The sequence below is a fragment of the Acinetobacter sp. 802_lipA genome, from assembly GCF_058242885.1.
Genome location: NZ_JBZAYP010000001.1, coordinates 1,417,589 through 1,440,505 on the forward strand (window position 1 = coordinate 1,417,589; position 22,917 = coordinate 1,440,505).

Annotated in this window: 23 protein-coding genes; 8 read left to right on the forward strand and 15 right to left on the reverse strand. The window is 39.4% G+C overall.

Going from position 1 to position 22,917, the window contains the following annotated elements; genetic code table 11:
• Window positions 1-44: 44 nt before the first annotated feature.
• The 3 genes from AC4CU3_RS07150 to tehB form a co-directional block, all read right to left on the reverse strand.
• Complete coding sequence (locus tag AC4CU3_RS07150; protein ID WP_287166782.1) at window positions 45-1,841, reverse strand: ATP-binding protein; 1,797 nt, start codon at window positions 1,839-1,841, stop codon at window positions 45-47.
• Entirely contained in the window at window positions 1,838-3,019 is a 1,182-nt protein-coding gene (locus AC4CU3_RS07155) for a hypothetical protein (RefSeq protein WP_279044886.1), read from the reverse strand. The genes AC4CU3_RS07150 and AC4CU3_RS07155 overlap by 4 nt, the downstream gene beginning before the upstream one ends.
• 84 nt (window positions 3,020-3,103) lie before the next feature.
• Window positions 3,104-3,970 (reverse strand): SAM-dependent methyltransferase TehB, encoded by an 867-nt coding sequence (gene tehB / locus AC4CU3_RS07160; RefSeq protein ID WP_279044887.1) that lies wholly within the window; start codon window positions 3,968-3,970, stop codon window positions 3,104-3,106.
• A 293-nt stretch (window positions 3,971-4,263) separates the two neighbouring features.
• On the opposite strand from tehB, the gene AC4CU3_RS07165 reads away from it, so the two are divergent.
• Both AC4CU3_RS07165 and AC4CU3_RS07170 read left to right on the forward strand, forming a co-directional pair.
• On the forward strand, window positions 4,264-5,292 hold the full coding sequence (locus AC4CU3_RS07165; RefSeq protein ID WP_081316813.1) for an IS701-like element ISAba11 family transposase: 1,029 nt from the start codon (window positions 4,264-4,266) through the stop codon (window positions 5,290-5,292).
• A 66-nt stretch (window positions 5,293-5,358) separates the two neighbouring features.
• Window positions 5,359-6,057, forward strand: a complete 699-nt coding sequence (locus tag AC4CU3_RS07170) for a YidX family protein (protein ID WP_219190263.1) — start codon at window positions 5,359-5,361, stop codon at window positions 6,055-6,057.
• A gap of 57 nt (window positions 6,058-6,114) precedes the next feature.
• Here AC4CU3_RS07170 and AC4CU3_RS07175 read toward each other — a convergent pair whose 3' ends face one another.
• From AC4CU3_RS07175 to AC4CU3_RS07185, 3 genes are all read right to left on the reverse strand, one after another.
• Window positions 6,115-6,387: a hypothetical protein gene (locus tag AC4CU3_RS07175; RefSeq protein WP_005400961.1), complete on the reverse strand. Its 273-nt coding sequence runs from the start codon at window positions 6,385-6,387 to the stop codon at window positions 6,115-6,117.
• A gap of 112 nt (window positions 6,388-6,499) precedes the next feature.
• The gene (locus AC4CU3_RS07180) at window positions 6,500-7,249 is read right to left on the reverse strand and encodes a hypothetical protein (protein ID WP_279045506.1); all 750 of its coding nucleotides are present in this window, start codon (window positions 7,247-7,249) and stop codon (window positions 6,500-6,502) included.
• A 147-nt stretch (window positions 7,250-7,396) separates the two neighbouring features.
• Window positions 7,397-7,912, reverse strand: coding sequence for a hypothetical protein (locus AC4CU3_RS07185; protein WP_279045508.1), 516 nt, complete (start codon window positions 7,910-7,912; stop codon window positions 7,397-7,399).
• A 236-nt stretch (window positions 7,913-8,148) separates the two neighbouring features.
• Between AC4CU3_RS07185 and AC4CU3_RS07190 the strand changes: the two genes are divergently transcribed.
• Complete coding sequence (locus AC4CU3_RS07190; RefSeq protein WP_279045510.1) at window positions 8,149-8,832, forward strand: DsbA family oxidoreductase; 684 nt, start codon at window positions 8,149-8,151, stop codon at window positions 8,830-8,832.
• Window positions 8,833-8,936: 104 nt separating this feature from the next.
• Here AC4CU3_RS07190 and AC4CU3_RS07195 read toward each other — a convergent pair whose 3' ends face one another.
• Window positions 8,937-9,137, reverse strand: a complete 201-nt coding sequence (locus AC4CU3_RS07195) for a dodecin family protein (protein ID WP_004978694.1) — start codon at window positions 9,135-9,137, stop codon at window positions 8,937-8,939.
• A gap of 459 nt (window positions 9,138-9,596) precedes the next feature.
• Between AC4CU3_RS07195 and AC4CU3_RS07200 the strand changes: the two genes are divergently transcribed.
• The 4 genes from AC4CU3_RS07200 to AC4CU3_RS07215 all read left to right on the forward strand — a co-directional run bounded on the left by AC4CU3_RS07200 (window position 9,597) and on the right by AC4CU3_RS07215 (window position 13,735).
• Window positions 9,597-9,758: a hypothetical protein gene (locus AC4CU3_RS07200; RefSeq protein ID WP_004692748.1), complete on the forward strand. Its 162-nt coding sequence runs from the start codon at window positions 9,597-9,599 to the stop codon at window positions 9,756-9,758.
• Between the two features lie 275 nt (window positions 9,759-10,033).
• Window positions 10,034-10,213: a hypothetical protein gene (locus tag AC4CU3_RS07205; protein WP_017397192.1), complete on the forward strand. Its 180-nt coding sequence runs from the start codon at window positions 10,034-10,036 to the stop codon at window positions 10,211-10,213.
• A 10-nt stretch (window positions 10,214-10,223) separates the two neighbouring features.
• The gene (locus AC4CU3_RS07210) at window positions 10,224-12,506 is read left to right on the forward strand and encodes a hypothetical protein (protein WP_490738065.1); all 2,283 of its coding nucleotides are present in this window, start codon (window positions 10,224-10,226) and stop codon (window positions 12,504-12,506) included.
• 77 nt (window positions 12,507-12,583) lie between these two features.
• Window positions 12,584-13,735, forward strand: coding sequence for a hypothetical protein (locus tag AC4CU3_RS07215; RefSeq protein WP_279045292.1), 1,152 nt, complete (start codon window positions 12,584-12,586; stop codon window positions 13,733-13,735).
• Between the two features lie 180 nt (window positions 13,736-13,915).
• On the opposite strand, the gene htpG is transcribed toward AC4CU3_RS07215, so the two are convergent.
• The 5 genes from htpG to AC4CU3_RS07240 all read right to left on the reverse strand — a co-directional run bounded on the left by htpG (window position 13,916) and on the right by AC4CU3_RS07240 (window position 19,714).
• Window positions 13,916-15,835: a molecular chaperone HtpG gene (gene htpG / locus AC4CU3_RS07220; RefSeq protein WP_279045294.1), complete on the reverse strand. Its 1,920-nt coding sequence runs from the start codon at window positions 15,833-15,835 to the stop codon at window positions 13,916-13,918.
• Between the two features lie 99 nt (window positions 15,836-15,934).
• A complete protein-coding gene (locus AC4CU3_RS07225; RefSeq protein ID WP_279045295.1) occupies window positions 15,935-16,279 on the reverse strand; it encodes a lysozyme inhibitor LprI family protein in 345 nt (114 codons plus the stop codon).
• Between the two features lie 160 nt (window positions 16,280-16,439).
• Entirely contained in the window at window positions 16,440-17,042 is a 603-nt protein-coding gene (locus AC4CU3_RS07230) for an OmpW/AlkL family protein (RefSeq protein WP_201953338.1), read from the reverse strand.
• Window positions 17,043-17,357: 315 nt separating this feature from the next.
• Window positions 17,358-18,728: a Na+/H+ antiporter family protein gene (locus AC4CU3_RS07235; protein WP_004978663.1), complete on the reverse strand. Its 1,371-nt coding sequence runs from the start codon at window positions 18,726-18,728 to the stop codon at window positions 17,358-17,360.
• Window positions 18,729-18,829: 101 nt separating this feature from the next.
• A complete protein-coding gene (locus AC4CU3_RS07240; RefSeq protein WP_201953335.1) occupies window positions 18,830-19,714 on the reverse strand; it encodes an alpha/beta fold hydrolase in 885 nt (294 codons plus the stop codon).
• A 116-nt stretch (window positions 19,715-19,830) separates the two neighbouring features.
• Here AC4CU3_RS07240 and AC4CU3_RS07245 point away from each other — a divergent pair, with 116 nt between their 5' ends.
• Window positions 19,831-20,316 carry a DUF4442 domain-containing protein gene (locus AC4CU3_RS07245; protein ID WP_490738066.1) on the forward strand — a complete coding sequence of 162 codons (486 nt, stop codon included), beginning with the start codon at window positions 19,831-19,833 and terminating at the stop codon, window positions 20,314-20,316.
• Window positions 20,317-20,348: 32 nt separating this feature from the next.
• Here AC4CU3_RS07245 and AC4CU3_RS07250 read toward each other — a convergent pair whose 3' ends face one another.
• From AC4CU3_RS07250 to AC4CU3_RS07260, 3 genes are all read right to left on the reverse strand, one after another.
• A complete protein-coding gene (locus AC4CU3_RS07250; RefSeq protein ID WP_201952043.1) occupies window positions 20,349-21,653 on the reverse strand; it encodes an IS4 family transposase in 1,305 nt (434 codons plus the stop codon).
• 111 nt (window positions 21,654-21,764) lie between these two features.
• On the reverse strand, window positions 21,765-22,121 hold the full coding sequence (locus tag AC4CU3_RS07255; protein ID WP_201953333.1) for a YMGG-like glycine zipper-containing protein: 357 nt from the start codon (window positions 22,119-22,121) through the stop codon (window positions 21,765-21,767).
• Window positions 22,122-22,270: 149 nt separating this feature from the next.
• A complete protein-coding gene (locus AC4CU3_RS07260) occupies window positions 22,271-22,810 on the reverse strand; it encodes a hypothetical protein (RefSeq protein ID WP_279043139.1) in 540 nt (179 codons plus the stop codon).
• Window positions 22,811-22,917 lie beyond the last annotated feature (107 nt).

Genomic DNA, 22,917 nt, shown 5'->3' on the forward strand with positions numbered 1-22,917 from the left:
TAAACACTAAGATAAAAAGAACCCCGCTTATTGCGGGGTTTTTTCTAGCTTTGTAATTTATTAATGATGGTTGAAAAATCAACATCTATCCAATCTTTATTCCATTCGTCATATACGTCCACAGTTCCTGATTGGGGAAATGGATTCGGCTCAGAGAATTGAACTAAGCTCGGTAAGATAACTGAATCACCTACTATAAATGCTTCTCCTTGACTCAAAATCGGCAACATATCTACCAACGTGTTTGCACTATCAGGTAGTAATGATTTGATATAATTTTGATCTTGGTAATTTGTTAAACGTAAAGCTATAAAATTGCTGCACTGTGAAAGTATGGTATCAGATACCTCGGAAGGTCTTTGGCTAACAACCATAAGACTTATTCCGTATTTTCTTCCTTCTTTAGCAATACGCTCAATAGCTTTACGAGATGCTCTGTAATCAATCTTTTCATCACGTGGCAAATAAATATGAGCTTCTTCGCATACTAAAAGTATTGGAATATCATTTTTAACGTTATGAGTATGTTTAATTTTCGAATAATGAAACGAAAAGTCAAACAGTAGACGAGATACCAAACTTACTACAATGCTGAGAACTTCAAATGGAATAGCTGATAGGTCTAGGATAGAAACGTTCGATCTATCTAAATAACCAATAAATTGTTTTAATATTTTTTCACAGTCATTTGTTTGTAATAAGTTACCTTGTTCATCCTTACTATCTAGTAAAAAATTTAACCTTTTATCAGATAGTTTAGTTTCCAATCTTGATACAAATCTAGTAAATTCACCTTTAAAGCCATCACTTGACGATACTTTTGAATCATTAAAATAGGCAACTTTAGTAGTACCTGATGAAGGGTAGAAGTCTAAATCTTCCCATAAATTTTCATCTATATTTTTTAGATCTTTACGATTTCTAATCGCTAGGAATGTACCACCATCACCCTCATAAGTTGTTAATTTATTTTTATTCCTTATGAAGGTAAGAACCTCAAATATTGAAAAATACAAAGGCGTATCATAGGTAATTTCTTGGAAAGTCGGATTATATTTTTTCTTATTTAAAATCACGGCATTTTTAAATTGTGAAACTTGATTGTGAGAATTAGCTTCATTACTTTCAATAAACAATGACTCAAGTTCTTCAGAATTCATCAACCAATAAGGCAAAAATATTTTATCTACAGTTAAAATGTTCAGATTGAATTGCTGCTCCTCTGCAAGTTTAAAAGCAGATGTATATTCAGCATGTAAATCTAGAATAATAATATGAGCGTTTTTTTTTGCATCAATATTTAAATTATGATTATTTTTAATTTGTACAACGCTTTGTAACAAACTTGCAACTGAACATGATTTACCAGAACCTGTTGAACCAACAATTGCGCTATGTTTAGAAAAAAAGTTGTTCCCATTAATTTTAAATTTTTGATTTTTATTACTTGATAAACTACCAATTTCAAAATTGTAATTTTTGTCATTTGAATAAATTAAGTCCCAATCATTATCATCTAACAAAAATGCTCTTTCAGTCGGGACAGGTAAAACTTTTCCACCTCTAATAAATTTATATTGATCTTCATCCTCATACTCAAGAAAACCTATTGGCATACAAGTAATACTGAATTTCCATAATTCGCCTTCTTCATTGTTAGTGATTGTCCCACCTATATTCTCAATACTACAAATTACAAAGTTATGATTACCATCTTCAATTTTTAATAAATTGCCTACTTGTAAACTATTTTTATTACTCTCAAATATAGTTAAATCATCTATATAGACTGTAATGTTATTAGGCGAACTAAAAAGAACTTGTCCTATTTCTACACTCATACTTCATTCCTAAAACTAAAAAGATATTCAATGTCTTTAAATTCACTAATTAATATTGTTTCGGAAGTAAAATTAATTTCAGAATCCACTAATCCGAAAACTTTACTCTGATGAAAAAAGTCTTTTCTAATTTCAAAACTTTCTTGCTTTATAGTTTGCGCTCTTATATGAAAGTCAGGAGTAATGGTGCTTCTAGATTTTTTTCGTATTAAACAGTCTTTATAAAACCTACCACTTCTCCATACTCCTCCAACCATTCCGTCATTCACCACTATATCTTGATCATCTAACAAGCGAACCAATTCATTAAATTTTTCTCGTTCAATATCAAATATAAAACTAGCAGGTCTATGGGTAGTTTTTTTTAAATATTTACCAACGTACGTATTTATAAATTTAGCAATTTCATTTGCTTCAACAGTATTAAAACCTTTAAAAATAAAGCACCTTGAAAGTGAGTTAGCGCTCATATCTGTTCTAAAATCATCTCTGAGCTTTTTTAATAAAGCATTTCTACTTTTAGTCATCAAAGTCCATTTATTGATAACTACTTTGGATTGTTTAATCAGAAAGTCAAAAATTTCTTGTTGTTTCACCTTTCTTGAGTCATGGTCTTTAATGCTTGATATTTTTTGAATTTTAGCAATTAAATTTGGATAAATTAATCCATCAGCATCATAGCCTTTAAATCTATCCAATCCTTCAATTCTGCTCTTAATCTCATCTTCTAAATCTTCTATCGAACGACCAAAACGTATCACTAAGTGATCTAAAAATTTGTCTTTATCCAAACCCTCTAGATTAAGTTCAGTTATTATTTTTTTCAGAGTTTGATCTTCTGTTTTTAAAATACTTCCAAGATCCTCAACAGAAAGTTTCAAATCCTTTTCTTCCTCACTCGGAACATATATAAATAGTACAAATGATATATCATCGTTTGGACGTTCTAAAAAGGTCTTGATCATTAATATTATTGGCTTATATATCAAACTCAAAGTGAATGACTTAGCTGATTCATGATATTTGCATTGAATAGCTCTAATTGAATTATTAGCATCATATACATCAACGTCTTCAACAATCCCCTCTACGTGAATCGTCCCTGTTGAAGAATCTAAAATTTCCAATATTGTTTTATTAAACTGATAAATAAATCCTTTAATAGTACTATCAGCCACCCTAGAGCTCGGCATTAAAACCCCCTAAAATTTATTCTAAATTAATAATTTATATACCATAAAAGATGAATCATTACACAAATCTTATTCTATTCTCTGTGCCAACAACGTCGCAAAATGCTGCTTAATCCGATTGCCCTGCTCATCGACCCGATGCAGCTCCCCTACATTTTCATTGTATTTCACAATATTCCAACCCTCATACAAAGCACTTAACTCTCCTGCTTTAAACGCAAATGGAAAGTCAGGCTGCGCAGGAATATCATCGGTATCCATCGCACAGACAATCAAATTCAACCCGTTCACTTTGGTAGCTTGCTGCATCTGTGCAATCAAAGGCTTCACCTTTGAGGCTTCTAAAAACATCATCACCACCGTACAACAAATAAAGTCGTATGTACCTGTAATGCTTGGGTCAGCATTTAAATCACGCTGTTGCACATGAATATTTTGAATGCCTTCGGCATCTATAATTTGCTGTAATTTTTGCAAACTTTGCGGATTCACATCCCAAGCATCCACCTCAAAACCCTGCTGGCTTAAGTACAGCGAATTTCGCCCTTGTCCACAGCCGACATCCAAAGCCCGACCACCGTGTAAATACGGCATAGCCGCCAAAATTTCTGAATGCGTGGGTGAAAGCTGATATTTCTTATTAAAATAATCCTGCGGAGTACAGTAAAACTGTAGTTGACACTCTATGTCGTCGCTGGTCGAAACAATCTTGTGCCATGCTTGAGGCTGAATAAACGGTGGCTGTTGCTCAGCTGTAAACAGATGTTCAGATTGCACTTGACCAGCTTCATCTAAAAAAGCAAAGCTCAGTTCTCCTTGATAAATCTGTAACTTCGCCCACGTACCCGCTTTGGTATTGTGTTTATTTTTAAACCCTTGCGGAATGGTTTGCGCAGTCCACACAGGCAGTTCTTTATAACAAATCAAGTCTTGCATCAGCCTAGTCCCCACCTTGTTATGACGTATTCGCCAGTCCATAATTTTTTATCAAGCGCCTGCATGATCATAGCCAGTTCCTACTCAAATGAACATTCATTCGTTATCTAGAAACAGCAGATGGATAAAAAATAAAATCTGTTGCCACGGCATTGAGCGACTCCTAGAACGTTCATGACTTTAAAATTTTGAGCTTTGGCGACTTTTTGAACATTTTAATGATAGGCTTAAAGACAATAGGACTTACGCATTGACGGATTCAAAAAAGTATTAAAATACTTTATAAAGTATCTGTGATCAGACGAATTAAACATGCTTCTACAGCAACTTGTACTCTACCCATTTATATGGGCTTTCTCATGACAGAACCGAACTCTATTAGCTGCACACAACTTGCCGAGACTTATAATATCTCGCATGATAGTGTAAATCGCTTTCTAGAGCGTGAAGACTACACACCTCACGACCTATATCAAGAAGCAATTCAACATATTGATAATAATAAACTTATAGTCAGTATTGATGATACTGTTTTAGATAAACCATATAGTCAACATATGGACTTAGTTAGCTATTTTTGGTCAGGCAAACACCACCGATCCGTCAAGGGTATTAATCTCATTACCTTGTATGCGACAGATCAAAATGGTCAAAATATTCCAATTAATTTCCGAATTTATGACAAATCTGAAAGTAAAACCAAGAATGATTACTTTATGGATATGTTAAGTGAAGTACTCAGTTGGGGTGCAAAGATTCAATTTATTACAGGTGATAGTTGGTATTCATCGACTGGAAATCTAAAAACCATAAGAAAATATGGTATTCGATTTATGTTTGGTATCGACTGTAACCGTAAGGTTTCCCCAGAAAAAGGACAATGGTTTCAACTGCGTTTATTGCCAAATTTCCATCAGGGTCAAGTGGTCTGGCTCAAAGATTTTGGCTTTGTACAATTATTTAAGACTCAGTTAAAAGAACAGCAGAGGTTTTATATTGTGCATCAAGATGAAGATGATTTATTGTCCTTTGAGGGTTTTCATGAATTACATTCAAGTCATTGGAAAATAGAACAATATCACCGAGTGATTAAACAGGTTTGTCATATTGAAAAGTTTCAAGTAAGACGATCTAAACTGATTTTGAATCATATTTTTTCAGCCTTGATGGCCTACGTCGAGATACAAAAGAACCAGTTTGAGCGGATCTTTGAAAATGTATATCGTTGGCAGAAGAAATTATTTAGACCAATCATCAAAGACTTCATTGATGACTTTATTCTCGATAAAAATCATCTGCTACCACAGAGAATCTATAAATGATAGTGCGTAAGTCCTAGACAATAAAAATTCAGCTTAACTATATTTCAAATGAGTCGGAGTCTATCGATGTTTGCATCACCTTTAAAAACCATCATTTGCTTAGGCGTCATGGGAACATTATTCACAGGCTGTGCCACCAAAACCCTGATGACCAAAGACAATAAAACCTATACCCGTACCAACAAAGTGACCTTAATCGAAGACCAAGTGGTGGCTTTTGGCAAACCTGCTCAGCCTCTGCCGAATTTACCTGCGCATAGTTTAGTGATTGCAGGGCAACAAAAAAGTTATGTCCTTACCCAAGGTGGGCCTCAATTTGTCAGTTTGATTGGGAAACTGGACCCGAAAAATATTCAAGTGACCCGAGAACTAAGTTTCTATTCAGAAAAGAATGATGGTCATTTTACAGGAACACTACCACTGTCTTATGTGAAGCTCAAAGAAGACATCAGCAAAAAAGATCTAGAATTTTTTATTGAAAATGGGGCAAAGGAATGTTCGAGTTCCAGTGATGAACGCATGTTTGCACAGCGTTTCTGTTTTGAGATCAAACTGGCAGGTGTGGTCTACCCTGCCGCGAACAATTTAGCGTCCTTAAAAGCCTTGAGTAAGCCTTATCAGGTGAGCATTTATACCCATCAAGAGGAAAGTTATAAATCGAAGTCAGGCATGAATCCTTTTGAAAAATTAGTGCTGCTACCTTTTGCCGTGGCAATTGATGTGGTCAGCCTGCCGTTCCAAGCTGCCGATAAAATCTTTGATTAATTCAATACAAGCACAGCGCCTAGAACGAATCGAGCGCTGTGCTGTTTTGTGAAGGATTTAAATTAAGAGTTCGCCCATCAACCAAGCCATATACTTTTCTTTATCCATAAAGTCAGGCGCGCTGCCCGTATCTAGACTGAAGTACTGTTGGTTAAACTGAATCACGATTTGTTCGGTGTGATGCCAGTCTTCGATCATTTTGAAATATTGGTTGAAGAAAAAACGATTCTTCCCCCAGTTGCTTAAGCGTTCTAATTTTGGATAGTTTTTATTTTCTACAAACTCACTATACACATGCTGAATATCATCAAAAACGTGTATGGTTCTCATGACTCACCTGCCTGCACTGAAAAGTCGTCATCGTTGTGATGCTTTAACTCTAGCAGCCAATTTTGAACAACAGATGACAGTCCGCTTACAAGACTGTCATCTTTGCACGGTGTTATAACTTCTGTTCCACCTCTTTTTGGGTCTGTTTTTCGACCTGCAGCATCTGGCTATTCAGTGCCAAAATCTCTTTATACAGCGCATTAAACTGCTGTAGTGGTGCATCCTCATAAAACATAAAGGTGTTATTTTTCTTTTCCCATTGGTTATTTTTCAGCACCAAGAAAATTTGATCCGCTTTGGCTAAATTCTGCTGTTCAAGACTAAATAGGCGGGTAGCTTCATGGCTTTTTTCACTGGCTTTCATGCTGTCGGTCAGTTGATGGCGGAACCGCGAAGATATTGCTAAATCTTTGGCCTGAGCAATGGCATCTTTTTGACGTTGTTCAACCTGCTGTGCATAGCTCTCAACAACGGCATGTACATCTTTCAGCATTTGCTCCGTTTCAGCATAATTGTTCTTTTTGTCTTTGTTTAATCGGTCAATATTTAGAAACTGATCCCAATTTAAGGCTTTTAAATCTCGCAGATATTGATTACGCGCTTCGGCATTTTGCAGCATATGACTGAGCACAAACTCCGCCATAATTTGATAGTCACCTGTCAGACGTGGGTCTTTTACATCGACTTGAATTGGTGTGGTCCAATCTTGAGCTTGTTTGTAAATTTGTTCGGTCTTTTCATACAGCACCGTTTCATAGCTTTGTAGCTGCTGCTGCTCTTTTTGTTGTTGAGAATACTGATAAAACATCCAACCAAAAACGGCACTGGTCGCAAGAACTAAAATCAACACGATACGTCGCATGTTCAGCTTCCTCTTCATTTCTTTTCATCATAGCAAATAAAGGCACATGATCAATATTTCAACATGTTATCGATCTTTGAGGATGCTAAGCCCGTACCTTCCCCAAGTGGATGAAGAATGTACTGGCGATAAACGAATTAGGAAGTATTACTTCGCTGGAGCTGTTCTCGGTTGCTGACTATTCTGTTGAATCCCTTGTATAAAATTCCGATCAATCTGCCCAATCGAAATTTGTTCACGGGCAATTTGTACATTGGTCGCATTACGGTCAATGCCAAACGGCTGCAACATGATATACAAGCCTTCAGTTGGATTAGACGACTGCAAACCAGCGGCAATGTTTAAGACATGTTCACGTAACAAAGGAGGCACAGAATTTAGATCTGCAGTGACCGCAGGTGGCAAAATATCGATGTTTTGAGTGATGGTCGGATCTACCACAAAAGACTGCGCATCATCCTGTAACTGTACGATACGGTGCTGCAAGGCTTTACGAATGTTTTCATCCTGTTGATAAGGAATCACGCCCGTTTCAGCACGTAGCTCTGATTCCGCCATGGTTTTAAAAGTCGGTAGACTCACGATCTCACCATTGGCTTGCAGCAAAGTCGGCATAAAAAGAAGAGCGTAACAAAAAACGGGAAGAGAATTTAAAAATTTCATAAAACAATCCCAAACGATAAGAGATATAAAAAGGCATGCTCAAACTGAGCGCCTTCACTCTATTGTATATTTTTCGATCTTTATGCTGCGTAGTTGTCAGATAAACGGTCAAACCCAGAGGGTTCAACTGATTGAATCCATAGCGAAACCGCTTTTTTTAATGGCCCTGCTTTAAATTTTATAACTCATCCCCATCATTTCCTTAGTTGCTCTTTTTACTATTTTTGAGAAATCGCATGCGTGTAGATATTTGGTCAGATGTTGTTTGTCCTTTTTGTTATATTGGCAAAAAACGTTTAGAAGCGGCGGCTGAACAAGCTGGTGTGGAATTGGAAGTGCACTGGCACAGTTTTGAACTGGATCCAGATGCACCAGTACGCCAAGAAATTTCGAACTCAGAACGTCTCGCACTAAAATATGGTCGCACAGTCGCTGAAGTGGAAGAGATGCAACGTAATATTGCCAAAATGGCTGCGGAAGAAGGCATTGAATTTAACTGGGAAAATGCCAACTCAGGCAACAGTTTCAATGCACACCGTATAATTCACCTTGCTCAAAGCCATGGTTTAGGCAATGAAGCTGAAGAAGCCTTTTTCTTTAGCTATATAACGCAAGGTTTACCGATTGGTGAACGTGAAACCATTGAAGATGTGGCCTCTCGTATTGGCTTAAACCCAGTTGAGGTAGATGATGTGCTGGATTCTGACGAATACGCAGATTTCGTGAAGTTTGACCAAGAAGTGGCGCGTGAACAACTGAAAGTAACGGGTGTACCTTTCTTTGTTTTCGATCAACGTGTGGCTTTAGCGGGTGCACAGCCGCGTGAAGTCTTTTTACAAGTCCTTGAAAAAGCACAAATGCCAGCAGAAGAAAATAATGCGGCACAGTGTTCCGATGAGTCTTGTGAAACACCCAAATAATCATAAGGATACTGGTTTCAGACCTTAACTGAGCCCTATCTATAGATGAGAAAATCCCCGACCTGCGGGGATTTTTTTATAGGTTAAAAAAAATGGATTTATGTTTAATCGACCAAGAAACTAATTTTAAGATTGACCCGATATTCTACAATTTGGTTGTCCTTAATCACCACTTTTTGTTCATTGATCCAAGCACCTTGAACATTCTTCACCGTCTCAGTGACTTTTGCGATCCCTGTCTGAATCGCATCTTCAAAACTTTTCGCACTGCTTGAATTGACTTCTACCACTTTTGCAATGGCCATCTGTTTGTCCTCAGCTATTGTTGTTTTTGCCTGTTCATCTTAGGTGAATTTTTAATCAAAAATAGATAACTTAAACATTCCACAGCAAAAACTTACACAGTATGCACAATCAAAAGACTTCAAAATGATGAATATTTAAACAATTAATCATGTAACTCCAAGTCCTTTTTCAGGTCTCATTTCAGACAAAAAAGTCCTACTTTCAAGCTTCATTTCAAACTTGAAAATCTAAATTTTCACTTTAAATTTAAACAGCTTAGCACTGGAGTAAAAACTCTATACCAAGCTAGAGCATTTATTCTAATTTATTGTTTTTTAACAATAAATGAACTCACCATTCATCTTTTAATGGCCTAAACCAGCGCTTAAATCGATCATTTTTTGATATTATTCATGCGAAATTTATCTTTTTAAAACTCCCAGTCCCCTTAGTGAGACCTCCTTTTTAGAGGAAATATCATGAACGCTGTTAAATATGCTTTGGCTGTCGCTGTAATGGCTCTTTCTGCAACTGTTTCTGCACAAGTTGTTTTTGTTCCAGATTTTCCTGTAAAAAAACCAGCAGACACTCAAACGGCAACGGCTGATGCTCCTGCAGCTGCACCACATCAAGAAGCGTAATTTGCGCTGACTTGGTCAAAAATAGGCAATGTTGATTGCCTATTTTTTTGCCCAAAATTGCAAAGAACTGACAAAAAATTTCAGCTATGAACCCTCTAGGGCAAAAATATTTAATTCAATCTGTGCTGAAATCGAAATTATCTACATTTTTCACTACCCTTTTCTCGTATCGAGAGCAGAATAATTTTTGCCTATTTATTCTTTTCTAATTATGATCAAACAAGAAGACCCAATTCCAAAACCAATAAATTAAATGCACTCAATAGCACATGCCTATGCAAAATTTACAAGCCCTTATCCAAGGTCGTATTACGCCCCAAGCCATTGACCTTGATCAATTGATTGCGTTTGCACAGCAGTATACGCAGCCGACTTCAGCCGAATATAAATTACTTGAACTGGCCATCAATATGGTTTTGGCAAGCTACTTGGAACAAGCACAAAAACAACTTTAGAGTTCAGCGCATGAAAGCAATCGAAAAAGCACTGCTGATCAAAGAACTGCATCAATTGATTGATGGTTTGGAACATCAACCTCTGTCTTTTTTTGAAATTGCGCGCTCGAAAAAACGCATCCGTGAAATTTTTGCACTCTGTGATGAACCCATTTTTCAAAAACAACTCGAAGCCTATAAGGCGCTGACTCAGCCTCAAACTGCGGCTGAACGCTGGATACAACAAAGCCCCTATCAGCATGCCTACATTGGACTATTTCATTATAAATCTGCTTTAAGCGATGCCTTAAAACAGCAGGCGGCTTTCGCATGGGGTGTTTTGTATAAATCAGGTTTAGGTTGGCAAATTGCTTTTCAAAGCACCCCACCTACACTGTATAGCAGCCCATGGCACATAAAGTTTGAACACGCTTACCAATGGTTTTTGATCCATGTGCAAAGCGTTCAACAGCCCGAGAACGTACCTTTTCTCACAACATCTGAAACATCCATAGAAGTTGCAGAAGTTGCAGAAGTTGCAGAAGTTGCAGAAGTTGCAGAAGTTGCAGAAGTTGCAGAAGTTGCAGAAGTTGCAGAAGTTGCAGAAGTTGCAGAAGTTGCAGAAGTTGCAGAAGTTGCAGAAGTTGCAGAAGTTGCAGAAGTTGCAGAAGTTGCAGAAGTTGCAGAAGTTGCAGAAGTTGCAGAAGTTGCAGAAGTTGCAGAAGTTGCAGAAGTTGCAGAAGTTGCAGAAGTTGCAGAAGTTGCAGAAGTTGCAGAAGTTGCAGAAGTTGCAGAAGTTGCAGAAGTTGCAGAAGTTGCAGAAGTTGCAGAAGTTGCAGAAGTTGCAGAAGTTGCAGAAGACCAGTTTATCGTCCCTATTACAACAACATTCGAGGAAAAAACTGACATAGGGCATGCACAGGACAATGTAGTTACCGATGCTTTTGTTTTCACGGGTATTGAGCTTTTAAGCATTGCTACAGATGATACATCGGCTGAACGAACCCAAGAGTCTGAGTCAGACTTCCTCGAAGTCAGCCAAGATTCTGGTCTGGTTTTATCTAAGGCTGAAGCAGCGCTTCATTTCAATACGGAAATACAACTTCCATTTGACTGTGCCCCAAATGCAACTCAAATTGAAGGAACTGAACTCCGGTCTTTTAAAGAAAACACTGTAGAAGATGTCGTCCCAATCAATGCTATTAAACTAAGTATCAAACAAGATAAGGAACCTGAAAATCAGCTCGATATCGTACAAACAGATTTAGAGCCTCAACCTGAAGTATTAGCAGAAAATCATTTGATTCTCAAAAATCAGCCTCTTTTAAGTGATGAGCTATCTCAGCCTCAGGAAGAACTTATCATTGAGACTGCTGCAGTCATTCGATTTGAACTCAAGCCAAGTACGTCTATTTCAACGCTTGCCATTCAGGACTTTATCCAAAGGCAGGCAATCTTAGCTGAACCACAAGATGTAGATATTTCATCTGAATCTCAACAGCAAGATCCACTTGAAAGCGAGGTGACAGCACCATGCCCTGTTTTGCAGGATAGCCATACAGAAAATTCAGAAGCATCAGCTACTGCTGCGCAACCCATACTGCCCACACAGATTCATTTGGGGCAATATCAAGCGAAATTGTGCACGCTGCATCAACCAAATTTAGATCCTAAGCTCTATGGCCTCGACATTTCAGGGCACACTGAGATCGGTCAAAATATCGATTTTCTGATCCACAGCGACCAACTCGATCACTGGTTGGACTATCCCATCTATTTGGCAGAACAGACCCAGCAGCACGGAGAGTTTATTAAGTATTTGGCTCTATTCGGTGCTGACAGTCCCACGGAAGCCATTCGCCTGAGCCAACAATTTGCCCAGAGTGGTCAGCATCAAGTCGCAGCCATCCGCGAAATTGTATGGGACCAGCTACAAAGTCATATGCATGATGCATTTTCGATTTTTCAGCTGTATACCCAACAGGCCAAACTGGTATGGCATATTGAAGACTATCATCCATTTATTCTGGCCGATCTACTCAATAGCCGTAAATTCATCCAGTTTGAAGAAAGCTCCGCGGACGCAAATACGCCCATTTTAGTGTTAAAAGAACGACAAAAAATTCGAGTAATTCATGGTCAGAAGCGGGTTGAACTCTCACGTACCGAGATCGCGTATCCGTGCTTGGTCTTAGACCGACAGCACGGCATCAGTTGGCAACTGATTCAAAATACGATTTCTACTTTGCCTGAACCTATCACTGTGTTTCAATTATTTGATTCTATTCAAAAACAACTTGGCAGCGAGTTGTAGAGTTTTGTATTTTCTACTTGTGTTCTTATGTGAAATTTACAACACTAAAACATCGAAGAACAATAAAGTACGAAAGCATGCTAAGAACTCAACATGTGGGATCCATCTCTTTATTTTTCTGCCTAAGTTTAGGTACATACGTCAACGTGGCTTGGGCGGAAAGCAATACCAACATCACACAACATTTTGTGCCACCTCACGACGTGGCTGAAATTGACAAAATCGCATCGCCCCCCAAAGGTAGTGGACTTTTATATCAAATTCCACAGTGGATTGACTCACTTCCAACCGTTCTACCTGAAGAATCGGACGAGCTGATTGTGCCCACGACTGATCTCACTGAAGAACGCACATGGGTCGACCGCCAGCAAAAAGAAGTTCGAAACTGGGCAGACCGAACAGCCGCCAAAATGGACAATTGGTTTGGTGAAACTGATCCTAAAAAACCGGCCACAGCCACCTTACGGGTCTTGGTCGATAACCGCTGGAATAAACATGATGAATACGATGTAAAACCACGTATTCGAGGTCGAGTCAAACTTCCAACTTTAGAACATAAACTCAGTGTGGTGTTTGGGGATGACTCATTAGATAACGAACTGCAAAACAATGTTGCAATTACCAATGAAAATCCACCCAGTGCGAATAACGATAAAACATTTGATCGCCGCCAAACCCGTGATGCCAATAGTTCAATAGCATTAAGATGGTCACAATTGTCAGATCGCCTACCTTTTGAAACTGATTTCGACTTGGGGGTCCGTTCAGGGGATGATATCTATGCGCGGATCGAGTTATCGAAAGAATGGAAACTCGACAATGATTTTCGTGCTTATGCTGAACAGATTTACCGTTATGGTATCGACAGTGAAAATTACTTACGTACCAACCTAGAGCTGACGCATGCACGACCCAATCAGCCATTTTTATCCAATCAGTTCAGTCTGACCTATGCAGACGATCAAGATGATGATCTGCTCTGGGATAACTATAGCTTTAGACAACACCAATTCTTTCATGGCAATCGTTTTAACTACGGCATTTACACTGGTGGTTTCTACAACAACGATGACCTGCGCTTGAACCGTTGGGGGCCTTTTGTCTCGTGGCGTCAACCCTTCTTACGCGAGTGGTTTTATATCCAAGGCGATTTAAATTATTTTAACGATCACCGTGAAGACCGCAGCCATTACGTCAGTGCCTTGGTCCGTTTTGAGGCTTTATTTTAATGATATGGTGAATCTTTAAGCTGAACTGTGGATAAGTTCTCACTTATCCACGGATATCCACATCAGCTTCTTTTCCGCCAATTAAATCGATGCGTTCAACAGATATTAAGGTGCTTGCCCCAATGGGTTGACATAAAAAAGCCTATCTTAACGATAGGCTTTCTTTAAACATATAATGGTTTATTGAAGCAATAAGCTGTTAATCCGTTTGATATATTCGGCAGGATCATCAGGTAAGCCGCCTTCAGCAATCAGCGCTTGGTCAAAAATTACATTGGCCAAGTCATCAAACTGTGCCGAATTTTCTAATTTTCTTACCAATGGATGCTCTGGGTTAATTTCCAAAATTGGCTTGCTTTCAGGTACGGCCTGACCCGCTTGTTGCAGCATACGAATCAGTTGTGGAGAAAGTTCTCCCTCACCTGTCACCAAGCATGCAGGTGAATCGACCAAACGTGTGGTCACACGTACTTCTTTGGTCTTGGCTTTCAATGAGTCAGACAGTTTTTCAACCACAGGTTTAAACTGCTCTGCGGCTGCTTCAAGTGCTTTCTTCTCTTCGGCATCTTGTAAATCACCTAAGTCGACTGCACCTTTGGCCACGTTTTGCATTGGTGTGCCATCAAACTCATGTACAAATTCCATTGCCCATTCATCGACACGGTCTGCCATGAGTAAGACTTCAATTCCTTTTTTCTTAAACAGCTCAAGTTGTGGCGAGTTCTTCGCAGCATTGAGACTGTCTGCAGTCACATAGTAAATCGCTTTTTGCCCCTCAGGCATACGCGCTTTATAGTCCTGCAAAGAAGTGCTCACCGCATCATTGTTTGAAGTTGAGAAGCGTAAAAGTTTTAAAATACGCTCACGGTTACCAAAGTCTTCACCTAAACCTTCTTTCAACACTGAACCAAATTCACGGTAGAAGGTTTTGAACTTCTCTTGATCTTTTTCATCTTCCGATTTGGCTAAAGCATCCAGCATCGTCAATACACGGCGTGCATTCCCTTCACGAATAGTTTTCACATCACGGCTTTCTTGTAACAACTCACGACTGACATTCAGTGGTAAATCAGCACTATCGACCACCCCTTGGACAAAGCGTAAATAGTTTGGAATCAAATTATCCGCGTCATCCATAATGTAGACACGTTTTACATAGAGCTTAATCCCCGCTTTGGCTTCACGGGTAAAGATATTCGCCGCAGCTTTGCTCGGTACATACAACAGCTGTGTATATTCGGTACTGCCTTCGACGCGGTTATGCGCCCATGCCAGTGGTGCTTCAAAGTCATGGCTGAGATTCTTATAAAACTCGACGTACTGCTCTTCAGTCACTTCATTTTTATTACGTGTCCACAGAGCGCTGGCTGAGTTGATCGCTTCCCATTCATCTATTTTTACATACTGACCCGGTTTTGGCTCTTCACCTTCGACCGCTTCTTCTTGCTGCCAAACCTCTTTTTGCATCTCAATCGGCAGGCTAATGTGATCTGAGTATTTATTGATAATTTGCTTCACTTTATGCGACTGTAAATAGTCCAACGCATCTTCACGCAAATGTAAAATAATATCGGTCCCGCGGCTGTCTTTGTGGATCTGCTCGACTTCGAACTCACCCGTGCCCGCACTGACCCAACGTACCGCCTGATCAGCATCCACACCTGCACGGCGTGATTCTACGGTAATTTTGTCAGCCACAATAAAGCCTGAGTAGAAACCGACACCAAACTGACCAATCAGTTGTGCATCTGATTTTTGGTTACCTGTAAGCTTAGACATAAAGTCCTTGGTTCCAGACTTAGCAATCGTACCTAAGTGGTCAATCGCTTCTTGTTCAGTTAAACCAATCCCATTATCTGAAATGGTCAGTGTTTGATTGGCTTCATCAAAGCTGACGCGCACATGTAGGTCTGGGTCATTTTCATAATATTCAGGATGATTAATGCCTTCAAAACGCAATTTATCGCAGGCATCGGACGCATTTGAGATCAATTCACGTAGGAAAATGTCAGGATTCGAATACAGTGAGTGCGTCACTAAATGTAATAGCTGAGCCACTTCAGCTTGGAAACTATGTTTATGTGCGTTTTGCTCGCTCATCAATCGCTCCTTAATGTATTAAGTCTTATAGAGAATGCTTAATGAATTGGAGTGAGCGATACGTTTTTCAATAGCAATCGCAAGTTTTTTTGCTTTTTTTTAAAATGGGCCCTGACGGTTAATACGATCTAAATGTAGTTCTAACTGCTGCTGGCGCATTTTATACACATCCATAAGGCAACTTTGTGAATCACCACAACGGTCACGGAGACTCAACCACTTCACTTGCTCATCCTGAATCATGCCACGTGTCCCCATCGGAACAAGACGTTTTAAAATGGTATAAGTGGTGGCCATTTTCACATCGGCGTCATTGATTTGGCGATACTCACAAATCGCATGTTCTGTCGTCGTTTTTGCTTTATCACAATTAAAACTTGCTGCTTGAGCATGCATGCTCCAAGCCAAACTACACACTAAACCAATCCCGAGCATAGCTTTCATTTTTATAACTCTCTTATTCTGTTTCTATCCATTCTATAGATGATTTTCTTTTAATACTGAATCATCGTGATTTATTTCAACGTTGACCACTATTTAACTTTAGTCTTTGCATAAAAAAACCCCATCATCGATGAGGTTCTTAAAAAGCTACTTTTGATTATTAAAATTTGTAGCTATAACCTAGGGTATAAATCACTGGATCGATATCTAATTTAAAGTTTTCAACCACAGTTTCAACTTTTGGGTTTAAGTCCGCATAACGAACATCGACAAACACACCCCAGTTTTTCGCATCAGCAGGTTGGTAATTAAAACCAAGTTGTGCAGCGTAGCCGTAGTCGTCTTTGACTTTAACTTTAGTTCCTGCAAGTACACCTGAAGTTTCTTCATCCCAAGCAATAAATGCTGTTGCACCGACACCAATATAAGGCGTGAAACCTGTTGAATTTTTAAAGTTATATTTTGCAGTCACTGTTGGCGGCAAATGCTTAAGTTTTACAGCATTGCTACCATTTACTGTCACGTCATGGCTAATTGGCGTCGCCAATAGCAGCTCTGCAGAAATATTGTCATTAAAGAAATATTCAACCGATGGCGTAAACGCGAGTTCGCTATCTGCTTCAACCGTTAATGTACCATTCGCAATTTTCGTGTCCTGCGTTGGCGCAATTGCAGATCCACCGACTTTGACTTGCCATTGACCTGCCATTGCAGCAGATGCAGAAAGACCCATTAATGTAATTAGAGCAATTTGCTTCAACATTTCAAACAACCTCTGTTTGTAAAATAATTAATATAAAAATCAACATTAACTCATCATAAACAAGAGTGTAATTAATATGCAATTATAATAATAATGTATTTTAAATGCTATTTTTAAGTGATTGTTTATAATTGATTTAAATATTAAATACACTGTTTTAGTTGGTTTTAAATTAATAACGAAAAATCAAAATAAATATATTTTAATTCCAACCTTTTTAATCCGAATTAACATTATAAACCCGATTATTTTAATCTGAATAAATAATAAAAAAGGCGATTTAAAATCGCCTTCTTATAATAATTGGAGGGTAAATTACAAAACCATGGCCGCAATCCAACCAAAAATCATGAGTGGAATATTAAAGTGAATAAAGGTCGGGATCACACTGTCTTTCATGTGATCATGCTGACCATCCATGTTCAAACCCGAAGTCGGTCCCAAAGTGGAGTCAGAAGCTGGAGAACCCGCATCACCAAGTGCCGCAGCCGTACCAATAATCGCAATGGTTGCCGCTGGACTGAAACCAAACTGGATACACAAAGGCACATAAATAATTGCTAAAATTGGAATGGTAGAGAACGAAGAACCGATTCCTAAAGTAATCAGTAAGCCAATCAATAGCATCCAAAATGCAGCGAGTCCTTGGCTAGAACCAATCCATTGCACTGATGCTTCTACCAATGCTGGCACTTGATTGGTCGCAGAAATAACAGATGCAAAACCTTGTGCTGCAATCATAATGAAACCAACTAATGCCATCATTCGCATACCGCTAATAATCACATCATCTGCTTCTTTCCATTTAAAAATGCCCGCACAGCTCAAAATCGCAACACCAACCAGACCAGCTAAAATCATGGAATCTGATGCAATTTGTACCCAAAGCGTAGCAACTACCGCAATGAGAGCCATAGATAACGTAAACTTTGAAATTTCAGGTTTAGACTTCTCACCCGTGATATCAAGTTCAGAAGAAATACTTTGCTGCACTGGTTCCACATGTACTTCTTCGTATACACGTTTCTTACGGTAACTAAAGAATACAGCAACCAATAAACCGACAAACATGCCAAAAACAGGAATGGCCATTGCTGAAGGGATATCGGCATAATTGATTTTAAAGCCGTAGGGTTGCCCGAAAGTATTAATGTTTTGACCTAAGATGTCATTCAGGAAAATCGCACCAAATCCAAATGGTACTAGCATATAAGTGGCAACCAAGCCAAAGGTTAGAACACAAGCAATTAGTCGACGATCTAACTGAAGATGGTTAAACACACTTAATAAAGGAGGAATCAGGACTGGAATAAACGCAATATGCACAGGAATGACGTTTTGTGAACAAATGGCTGCTAACGCGACGGTTATAAAAATCAGATATTTAACCCGATTTTGTGCCTTTTCATTGCTCGAACCTTTCAATGTTTTAATAAGCTTATAGGCCAACAAGTCAGGTAAACCTGAGCGTGCCAAAGCCAAAGCAAATGCACCTAAGACCCCGTAAGCCAACGCAATTTTTGCGCCGCCCCCAAGCCCATTGTTAAATGCTTCGAGGGTACCGTGTAGCCCTAAACCAGCCAATAAACCACCTGTGACAGCACCAATAATTAATGCAAATACTACAGGCACACGAGCTAATGAAAGTCCAAACATGACCCCAATAGCGGCAAGAATTGCGAACATAGTGAAAAGAGTGACTTGGAAGAAAGGCGCATTTTATCAGAAAATAACCAAAAAATTCTGCCCTTACAGGTCGCTAGCGCCTTTCTCTTTCACAGATCATTTCAGCTAGCTTCAACACAACGCCAGTTTTGAACAAACCTTTTGATTTCTTTAGCAATTACCTCTGGCTGGCTCAAGATTGCCCAATGGTTGGCATTCACATTCACCCGTTGAAAATCCTCGACCCACTTCGGCATTTCATCGATTAACGCTGGACTTACAAACTGATCTTGCTCCAACACAATCGCTTGTACGGGACAAATTGCAAAGCGTTCCCGAGGTTTCGTCAGACGTGGGATAAAGTTCGCGCGGTAGAGCGCAACCCCGTGCTTACCATCGGCAGCAATGTGATGATTCAGCGGTAAGTCTGAACGTCCTTCTAAACGCGATAAAACTTTGCCCCAATGCTCAGGACTAAAAAACTGCCATACGCTTGGTGCCAGAAAAGGCAACTGAAAGGCCGCAATGTACCAAGACTTCGTTAATTGCTTAAAAAATTGAGGCTTGTATTGTGTGAACTGTTCACGCATCCAAAATGCGGCATGGTCTAAGCATGGGCCTGAAATAGTGGTAAATGACAGCATACGCTCTCTAAATTTTGGCTCAGTCGCGGACTCCCATGACTGAATCGACCCCCAGTCATGCGCAACCAGATGAAAGCTACGCTGCGGAATCACACTATTCACCACACTTTCCAAATCTAGCGATAGCTGAGGCAAGGCATAGGCCCATGTAAGACGCGGCACACTCGACATCCCTGCACCGCGAACGTCATAGGTCACAATATAATAATCTTGCACCAGATGCCCAATCACAGGCTCCCAGACCTCTTGATTATCTGGATAGCCATGCACCAAGACCAGCACAGGATTGTTCGCATTGCCCCATGTTTTCACATAAAGTCTTTGCTGATCTGTAGTTTGTACCCAGTAACTTTGCTGCTCCATATTCAGCTCCTTATTGTTATTGACTGTTTTTTATACTTTACTGGCAAAACGATCAATGCCAATTGATTTGATCTTCTCTAGTATGGATAGAAGTTCATCAGATACCATTGACCGAAATGAGCATTTTAAAAAAACTTGTGACACAGCCAATTGTCGCGAAATACTTTCTCAATCATTTTGCTCCCTTTAAAGGTGCAGGGATTCAAATTGAAAAATTTGACCTTAAACACTACCACATTCGCGTCAAAATGCCCCTGACTCGACAAAACCGAAACATTGTCGGCGTACATTTTGGCGGGAGCTTATATGCAATGGTCGATCCTTTTTATATGACCCTGCTGATGCATCACTTAGGCAATAAGTATATTGTCTGGGACAAAGCAGTCTCTATCCAATTTCTCAGCCCAGGGCGCAGTACAGTCTATGCAGACTTTCATCTTGATGCCCAAGAAATCGCGACTGTGAAACAACTGGCCGACAACTATGCCCCCGTACATCGTATTTATACCTTAAATATTTACGATGAAGCTGGCATTCGAATTGCCGAAGTGGAAAAGACTTTATATATCCGTCGTAAAAAACCTAAACCAGCACAGCTATAAAAAAAGCACTTCCATGAAGTAATGCCAGTCAGTTAAGAAATTGACTGGCATTTTCTTGGATATTTTTGTGCTTTAATTTTCACTACTCGCGGACATTGCCTTTGCCTTTTTTCAGGTAATACAAATATTTTAGATTGTTCAAATAATTGCGCTAAATGTTTGGGTAGGTTTCCTGCTGATTCTAAAGGTGTGTGCCTTAAGATATTGATAATACTCATAGATGCAACATGGAAACTGATCCTTAAAGGACTCACCTTTGCATGTTCAGCGATAAACCTCATCTGTCTTCTTAAGATATTATATGCAATAAATACCCCCCACAATTCTTGATAGACCAAATCAGGTTGTTTGCTTCTTAAAATCCTTGCATCCTGTAAATCACTTTTAATTTCCCGATAACACATTTCTATTTCCCAACGCTGGATATAAAGCATTGCAAGGTCTTTGAATGGATAAACTTTAGAATCTGTTAATGATGTAATGTAACGTCTTATTTTTCCTGCATATTCAACTTCAATTAAACGTGCTTCCCAATAGTCACCCAATGACGGATTTATCTTTTTTGCTCTTGCTGAAACAGGCATTTTGATCTGAAAGTCATGGGCCGCATTATGATGAATCACTTCATAACGCAGGTTGTCCTTTGCTCGCATCAACCAATGACTCTCTTCTGCCTGAGATTGCCAGCTCACTAAAAAATCAGCAGAGAAGTAAGCACGATCAAATAGGGTAATACTGCGAACTGGTGCTTTTAATTGACTGGCTAAGGTTAATTCACCTTGATCCATACTGCCCATTTGGGCATCAATCATTTCATGGGTATTGGTATTCACCAGGCAAGTCGCTCTAACTTGTGGGTAAGGTGCAGCTGCTGTTTTGCCTTTGGATGAACCAAAGTGCTTAAAGTTTTCTTCTGTATGAGGCATAGACCAAACCACACCATCTACAGCACAAACGCATAGACCGTGAAAGTTGCTATATTGTTGTTGTGAGTCTTTAAACCATGCCTGACTTAATGTCGAAAATAAAGCACTCATGGGTTCTAAGCCTAAGCGTTGTCTTGCTTGTACGGATGCACTCGGTACACAGTATTCTGCCGTACCGAAAACAAGTTGCAATTGTTGAACCACATACCAAATCGGTTGATTTCGAAATAGAGCAAGTCCGATCACCAGCCAAACAACATGTTCAGCAGGCAGTTTTCTTTTTCGAATTGATGCTTTACCTGTTTGGTTTAAGCAATCTTCAATCCAGTTTAAATCAATCAATTCACTGAATTGTGAAAGTGAAGGTAGGGTTTGTTTTAATGTTAAATCTAAATTCTGAGATAAATTCATAAAAAAAGAGCGTATTTACATACGCTCTTTTTACAGTATTTTAACTTTTTTTGCTTAACTGACTGGCATTACTTCCATGAAGTGCTTTTTTTGAAATTTGAACTTAAAACATTATTTACGTTCTTCAATTGCAGCGCCTGCACCACCGCCGATGGCACCACCAATGGCTGCGCCGGTATTACCACCAAACACGCTTTTACCCACTGCTGAACCAATCGCACCGCCAACACCACTGTAGGTTGCACTACGGTTTGAGCCACCTTGAGTTTTACTGCCCACAGCTGCACCAGCACCGCCACCAATGGCTGCACCTACACCGCCACCGAGGCTATTCCCCGCAGCACCACCTACTGCACCGCCTAAAGCCGCTGTCCCAATACGTTGCTCAGAAGCGCTCATATTTTCACAACCTGCCAACAGCATCGTCGAAAGAGATGCCACTGCAATAATGCTCATATACTTTTTCATGAGATTTGTCCTTATTGGCTATTTCTTACAGCATAAAAGATCAGTATGAACTTAAAACTCGTAAAATGTTACGATTACAGCTGCTATTGCTGAAAATTTGTAAGCAAGAAGCCCTCCTTAGAGGGCTTTATACCGTATTCAACTCAAGCTTATTCAGGCTCTTTCACCACAACCACATCTTTGGTGGTGGTGCCATTTTCTTGGAGCACCGCACGCGTCACACTTTCTTTACTGTTTGGATCTTTCACTTGATCCAGTTTCAGCTCCTTACGTACAGGATGCTGCCCTTTCTTAAACTCAATCCCTTGTGCATCAACTTGCTTACCTTCTGCAAGGACAACACCACCTTGACTCAAGGTCGATTTCACTTCAACTTTGGATGTCGGAACAATCACGCTACCCTTTTGCACAATCGGTGCCGACATTTTTTTATCTGAAAATTGGCTGGCATTTTCCTCGAGAACCACTTCACGTGCCACAATATCTTTACCGCCATTTTTCACTTCAAAAATAGTCGCTTCGGTCGTCCGCACTGGGGCTTGACCCGCGACACTGCGAATAATCTGTGTTTTGACAATCGGTACAACAGCCTTATCCTCCACGGTGATGGTATTCGGCATCGGTGCTGCCATCGTTTGGCTCACAAATGCGAAGATGCTTAAGCCCAATAGTTTTGATGTCAATTTCATGTGGAACCACCTCTATTTTTTAATCGTTAATGAAGTAAGGAGATTTGTGTACTTATATTTTTAATATAGGAAAAATGTGAAATTTATAAAAGCTTAAATCCTCTTTT

What these genes read in the sequence shown, in the direction of transcription:
- AC4CU3_RS07150 (WP_287166782.1), bottom strand. Translation starts at nt 1,841, where the DNA reads ATGAGTGTAGAAATAGGACAAGTTCTTTTTAGTTCGCCTAATAACATT.
- tehB (WP_279044887.1), bottom strand. Translation starts at nt 3,970, where the DNA reads ATGCAAGACTTGATTTGTTATAAAGAACTGCCTGTGTGGACTGCGCAA.
- AC4CU3_RS07170 (WP_219190263.1), top strand. Translation starts at nt 5,359, where the DNA reads ATGTTTGCATCACCTTTAAAAACCATCATTTGCTTAGGCGTCATGGGA.
- AC4CU3_RS07175 (WP_005400961.1), bottom strand. Translation starts at nt 6,387, where the DNA reads ATGAGAACCATACACGTTTTTGATGATATTCAGCATGTGTATAGTGAG.
- AC4CU3_RS07180 (WP_279045506.1), bottom strand. Translation starts at nt 7,249, where the DNA reads ATGCGACGTATCGTGTTGATTTTAGTTCTTGCGACCAGTGCCGTTTTT.
- AC4CU3_RS07185 (WP_279045508.1), bottom strand. Translation starts at nt 7,912, where the DNA reads ATGAAATTTTTAAATTCTCTTCCCGTTTTTTGTTACGCTCTTCTTTTT.
- AC4CU3_RS07190 (WP_279045510.1), top strand. Translation starts at nt 8,149, where the DNA reads ATGCGTGTAGATATTTGGTCAGATGTTGTTTGTCCTTTTTGTTATATT.
- AC4CU3_RS07195 (WP_004978694.1), bottom strand. Translation starts at nt 9,137, where the DNA reads ATGGCCATTGCAAAAGTGGTAGAAGTCAATTCAAGCAGTGCGAAAAGT.
- AC4CU3_RS07200 (WP_004692748.1), top strand. Translation starts at nt 9,597, where the DNA reads ATGAACGCTGTTAAATATGCTTTGGCTGTCGCTGTAATGGCTCTTTCT.
- AC4CU3_RS07205 (WP_017397192.1), top strand. Translation starts at nt 10,034, where the DNA reads ATGCAAAATTTACAAGCCCTTATCCAAGGTCGTATTACGCCCCAAGCC.
- AC4CU3_RS07210 (WP_490738065.1), top strand. Translation starts at nt 10,224, where the DNA reads ATGAAAGCAATCGAAAAAGCACTGCTGATCAAAGAACTGCATCAATTG.
- AC4CU3_RS07215 (WP_279045292.1), top strand. Translation starts at nt 12,584, where the DNA reads ATGCTAAGAACTCAACATGTGGGATCCATCTCTTTATTTTTCTGCCTA.
- htpG (WP_279045294.1), bottom strand. Translation starts at nt 15,835, where the DNA reads ATGAGCGAGCAAAACGCACATAAACATAGTTTCCAAGCTGAAGTGGCT.
- AC4CU3_RS07225 (WP_279045295.1), bottom strand. Translation starts at nt 16,279, where the DNA reads ATGAAAGCTATGCTCGGGATTGGTTTAGTGTGTAGTTTGGCTTGGAGC.
- AC4CU3_RS07230 (WP_201953338.1), bottom strand. Translation starts at nt 17,042, where the DNA reads ATGTTGAAGCAAATTGCTCTAATTACATTAATGGGTCTTTCTGCATCT.
- AC4CU3_RS07235 (WP_004978663.1), bottom strand. Translation starts at nt 18,728, where the DNA reads ATGTTCGCAATTCTTGCCGCTATTGGGGTCATGTTTGGACTTTCATTA.
- AC4CU3_RS07240 (WP_201953335.1), bottom strand. Translation starts at nt 19,714, where the DNA reads ATGGAGCAGCAAAGTTACTGGGTACAAACTACAGATCAGCAAAGACTT.
- AC4CU3_RS07245 (WP_490738066.1), top strand. Translation starts at nt 19,831, where the DNA reads ATGAGCATTTTAAAAAAACTTGTGACACAGCCAATTGTCGCGAAATAC.
- AC4CU3_RS07250 (WP_201952043.1), bottom strand. Translation starts at nt 21,653, where the DNA reads ATGAATTTATCTCAGAATTTAGATTTAACATTAAAACAAACCCTACCT.
- AC4CU3_RS07255 (WP_201953333.1), bottom strand. Translation starts at nt 22,121, where the DNA reads ATGAAAAAGTATATGAGCATTATTGCAGTGGCATCTCTTTCGACGATG.
- AC4CU3_RS07260 (WP_279043139.1), bottom strand. Translation starts at nt 22,810, where the DNA reads ATGAAATTGACATCAAAACTATTGGGCTTAAGCATCTTCGCATTTGTG.